6 protein-coding genes are annotated in these 4,367 nt (G+C 37.6%); 1 reads left to right on the top strand and 5 read right to left on the bottom strand.

All coding sequences use genetic code 11. From position 1 onward, the window contains the following. Positions 1-1,167 (top strand): DDE-type integrase/transposase/recombinase (locus tag M0R38_13010; GenBank protein MCK9482654.1); only part of this gene is annotated, 1,167 nt, incomplete at its 5' end. Between the two features lie 171 nt (positions 1,168-1,338). On the opposite strand, the gene M0R38_13005 is transcribed toward M0R38_13010, so the two are convergent. The 5 genes from M0R38_13005 to M0R38_12985 all read right to left on the bottom strand — a co-directional run. Continuing rightward, positions 1,339-1,962 carry a TonB family protein gene (locus tag M0R38_13005; protein ID MCK9482653.1) on the bottom strand — a complete coding sequence of 208 codons (624 nt, stop codon included), beginning with the start codon at positions 1,960-1,962 and terminating at the stop codon, positions 1,339-1,341. Then, positions 1,955-2,278, bottom strand: coding sequence for a biopolymer transporter ExbD (locus M0R38_13000; GenBank protein MCK9482652.1), 324 nt, complete (start codon positions 2,276-2,278; stop codon positions 1,955-1,957). The genes M0R38_13005 and M0R38_13000 overlap by 8 nt, the downstream gene beginning before the upstream one ends. A gap of 32 nt (positions 2,279-2,310) precedes the next feature. Further along, entirely contained in the window at positions 2,311-2,655 is a 345-nt protein-coding gene (locus tag M0R38_12995; GenBank protein ID MCK9482651.1) for a hypothetical protein, read from the bottom strand. Continuing rightward, positions 2,637-3,047, bottom strand: a complete 411-nt coding sequence (locus tag M0R38_12990) for a MotA/TolQ/ExbB proton channel family protein (GenBank protein MCK9482650.1) — start codon at positions 3,045-3,047, stop codon at positions 2,637-2,639. Before M0R38_12990 ends, M0R38_12995 begins: the two co-directional genes overlap by 19 nt. Positions 3,048-3,056: 9 nt before the next feature. Continuing rightward, positions 3,057-4,367, bottom strand: a 1,311-nt coding sequence (locus tag M0R38_12985) for a TonB-dependent receptor (protein MCK9482649.1), incomplete at its 5' end; no start/stop codon positions are given.

The raw sequence follows: 4,367 nt of genomic DNA, 5'->3' as shown, positions 1-4,367 counted from the left end.
AAGGGTAAAATCTTAGATGAATTTGTCAGTTACACCGGCTACAATCGCAACTACGCTGCTCATGTGCTTTGTAATGAGGGCAGATCAACTTATGTAAGAATAAAGAATAAACCAATCAGATTAAAAGCAAAGCAGAGCTGTATTAGAAACTGTGGCGGTAGGCCTAAGGTTTATGATGAGACTGTAATAGAGAAGTTAAAAGAGATTTGGGAATTTTTAGATTACCCTTGTGGCAAATTATTTCAACCAATGCTTCATTCAATGATGTCATTCTTAGAAAGTGATGGTGCTTTTGCCCTTGATACAATAGTAGTAGAAAAACTTCTAAAGATTAGTGCATCAACAATAGATCGTAGTTTAAAAGATGAGAAGAAAAAGTTAGAACTTAGAGGTAAATCATTAACAAAATCGGGATCATTACTAAAAAACCAGATTCCAATAAGAGTGTTTTTTAGTTGGGATGAAATGAAGGTGGGGTTTTTTGAATTAGATACTGTAAGTCATTGTGGGCCCGATAGTAGCGGTGAATTTTGTCAGACCTTAACTGTTACAGATGTCTATAGTGGTTGGACTGAAACTAGAGCCCTTAAAAACAAAGCACATCGGTGGGTTAAAGAAAGAATAATAGAGGTTAAAGAATCTTTGGCCTTTGAGCTACTGGGGATAGATTCAGATAACGGAGGAGAGTTTATTAATCATCAACTTTTACAATGGTGTACAGAAAATAAGATTACTTTTACCCGATCTCGCCCATACAGGAAAAATGACAACTGTTTTGTAGAGCAGAAAAATGGGGACATGGTTAGAAGAGTTGTTGGCTATTACCGCTTTGATACTCAAGAGGAATTTGAAGCCCTACAAGAGGTTTACAAGCATCTGTGTCCTTTAAGAAACTATTGGTATCCTACTATTAAAATCAGTGGCAAAAAGAGATTGGAAAACGGCAGGTTTAAAAAACTATACGACAAACCAAAAACACCTTATTTGCGTATATTAGAAAAACAGGAGGTCTGTTCTTCAGTTAAAGAAGAACTTAAAAGAAGACGTCAGTTAACTAACCCTATACAACTAAAAAGAGAATTGGACAAAGCTGTTGCTAATTTACTGAGGGTTCATAATAATAAGTACAAAGCCTCTGAGCAACTATTCAATCAGGCCTTCGGGTAGATTTTTAGTTATGAAGCATCAGGGCCTTTCGAGTAGATTTAGTTATGAGGCACTACGGGTAGCCTAAAAAAGATTGTTTTCAACGCAACTCAGAAGAAATTTGCAAAACTTTAAGGACTGGATTAGATGAAAGTAAAACAAAAAAGCAACTATTGGGAAATTCCCAACAGTTCAGTTCAATGTGAAGTTTATGGGAAAAAGAAGAGTCACTGCGACCGGCACTCCTTTAAGAAGTGCAGGCTCAACAGTCAGCTCGCTAAAAGCGTTAAGTGCAGCCTGGCCAAAATCAGAAGAACTCTCTTGCTCTATAATTGCTTTGACAATTTTCCCGTCAGTAGCAATATAAAGACGTACTACCGCTCTGCCTTCTCTGTTTTGGCGTTTTGCTACAGTGGGATACTTAATCCTCTCTTTTATTACCTCGTAATCAAACCGAGGTGGTTGAGTTGCTTCATCAACTTCAATGAACTGTTCCAAGGGGATAAAAGAGTTCTTTGTTTCTGGTTTTGGAGGAATTCTAAAGGGGACTAAAAGAGTTTGCGGTAAGGGGATGCTTTTTAATACGGGAACAGGCTTTAATTCTCTTTCATAGAAGGGTTGCTCTTCTAAAGGTTCTTTACCTTCGGTGTTTTCTTCATCAATCGTAATGTTTTCTTCCTCAAAGAAGAGGGTGGCTCTTATTGACTGGGGAATGGGGGCATCTTTGGAAACTTCTTTTGGTAAGGGGATAAAAAGAGAACTGACAGCCAAGGCAATCACAAAAAAACTTAAAACAATCTTTCCCAAATTACTCATTGGCCTGCCTCACTAAAAGCTGAATAGTAGTAACTGAGTTTTGTTTTAAGTAATTTATTAGGGGGAAAATTACCTCAAAGGGTGTTGTTTTATCACTATAGACAGCTATTTTTTCACTCAATGGAATCTCTTCAAAATTTATTTGGGCTTTATCGAGATAAAGAGTTCCCTCTTTATCAATGAAAAGAGAATGTCCCTCTATAGAAGCTTTTTCCCCCTGACTTGATTGGGGAAGATTTGAGTTTTCAAATAGTTGCGGTGAGGCTATCAAAATTATTAAGAAAAAAAGGAGAAGTAAAAAAGCAATATCACTCATTGAACTATTGAAATTGTTTTTTCTCCTTTTCATCACATTTGCCTCAAATTCACAGAAATCTCTTTTCTGTTTAAAACACTTAAAACAGAGACGACATCTTGCCAAGGAACACTCCCTTCAACCGTTAAATTGGTCTTTTGGCCTGTTTTTAACAGAGAGTTCAGAGTAACTTCGTCTATTTTTTTATTTTCGGCAAAAAGGCCTTTCGATGAGAGAGTGAGGTTAAAGATTTCCCCCTTTTCCTCACTTCCCAAGCCGCTGTTTGTATCAACATTGAGTGAATATTCAACCGAAGTTATTATGAGTACCAAAAAGAAGAGAATAAGGAGAAATGCGATATCGCTGGGTTGTGTTCCGTTTATTTTTCTTCTACGCATATTTTTGAAATAGCTATATCTAAAATAAATGCAAAAGCAGAGGCTGTTACTGAAATAATCAGACCAAAAGCCGTGGTATAGAGCGCTTCATAAAGGCCCGCTGCGACGATTTGTATATTTATTGAAGTTGCATTTGAGATAGATTTAAAAGCATCAATCATCCCTGTAACCGTCCCTAAAAAACCAATTATTGGAGCAGTGACAACAATAAAATCTAAAACAGCCAACGGAGATTCCAGTTTGTCTTTTGCTAAGATGACTTTTCGTTTTGAATAAATCATTAAAGAGAAAACTCTCTCCAAAAAAACAATAACAGTTACCACAATCAGACCAAAGAGAGGCCACATAAGCGGCCCCCCAATTAACATTAAATCAAACAGAGAGTTAGCCATAGTTACCCCTTAGAACTTCCAAGTTCCGCCAAGGCGCACATTTAAAGTGGGCATCGGATAATCTTTGTAGGTTTGGTACTGTGCGTTAAAGAGGTTATCGATTGCAACATAGGTTCTTAAGTTTTCCAGAAGCTGTAGATTCACTACCAAGTTAGCTACAAATGCAGTTTCAAGAGAGTCTGTCTTTCCTAAAAGTTGTCCCTCTAAAATGGCTTGTACAATTCCCTTTTCATAACTGACTGAACCTTTTGCCGTATGTTTACGAACATTAGGCACTTCTATCCCATCTTCGATGGTGTTGGGTGCTGAAATATCATATGTTTGGTTAAAGAGGTAATTTAAAGAAATGGTAAATTCATCCGATAAGTTCAATTTTAAAGTCTGCTCTGTCCCCATATAGAGGCTGTGTCCAATATTTTGAGGAACCCAAAATTCATCATAACCAATGGCATTATTAACATCCCTGAAAAACCCTATCCCCTCCCAATTAATGAGTTTGTTCTCATAGGAGAGGCTTAAGTCGAGATTAATACCCTTCTCATTTTTAAGATCCGGATTTCCCATATAAGGCCAGTACAACTGACTGAAAGAGGGGACCAGTTCAGCATAACTTACAGTTGTTTTAAGTTTTAAGTTATCAACAATTTCCCACACAGCACCCAGGGAAGCATTAGGGGCAAATTCTTTGGTGTCACTTAAGAAAAGAAGATTAAAGCTGGGGTGCACAGACAGTTTACCGCTAAAAAGATAGATACTGCCGGTGGCAAACAGAGAGGGGCTTAAGCGGGTGTGTTGGTCAATTTCGCTACTGTCTACGTAATCTATTGCCAAGTTCAAGCCGCTTTCAAGAGAATAGTTTTGACCGACATTCCATTTCTGATTGAAACCAATATTTCCTTTGTGCTTATTGTGAGTACTCTCACCATAAATTAGATCGTTAAAAAATGTTTGACGATAATCATAAAGTAAGCTGAATGACAAATTATCTAAATAGGGGGCTTTGTTCTTAAGAGTTAGATTATTGAGAGTTGTCACACTTAGGTCTTGCTGCCAGTTACCCACTGTTATATAAGTAAGACTTCCCGGGGTTTCCAGTCTACTAAAAGCAATAATGTTTTGGCTGTTTAGGCTTAGATTATCGGTTATGTTTCCATTGAGAGCGATTGAGCCGTCGATCTTTTTAAATTCAGAATCTTCTCTTAGAGCGAGGGCTCCCCCATCGCGGTAAGTATAATTGTTTTGTGCTAAAACTCCCCCTGCGTTTGCAGAGAGATTAAAATTCTTAATCTTAGTGGAATACCCTAAGCTCAGCTTCTGCGA

It is taken from the genome of Bacteroidia bacterium (genome assembly GCA_023228875.1).
Taxonomy (GTDB): Bacteria; Bacteroidota; Bacteroidia; order NS11-12g; family UBA955; genus JALOAG01.
This window is presented reverse-complemented; position numbering and strand designations above follow the sequence as displayed.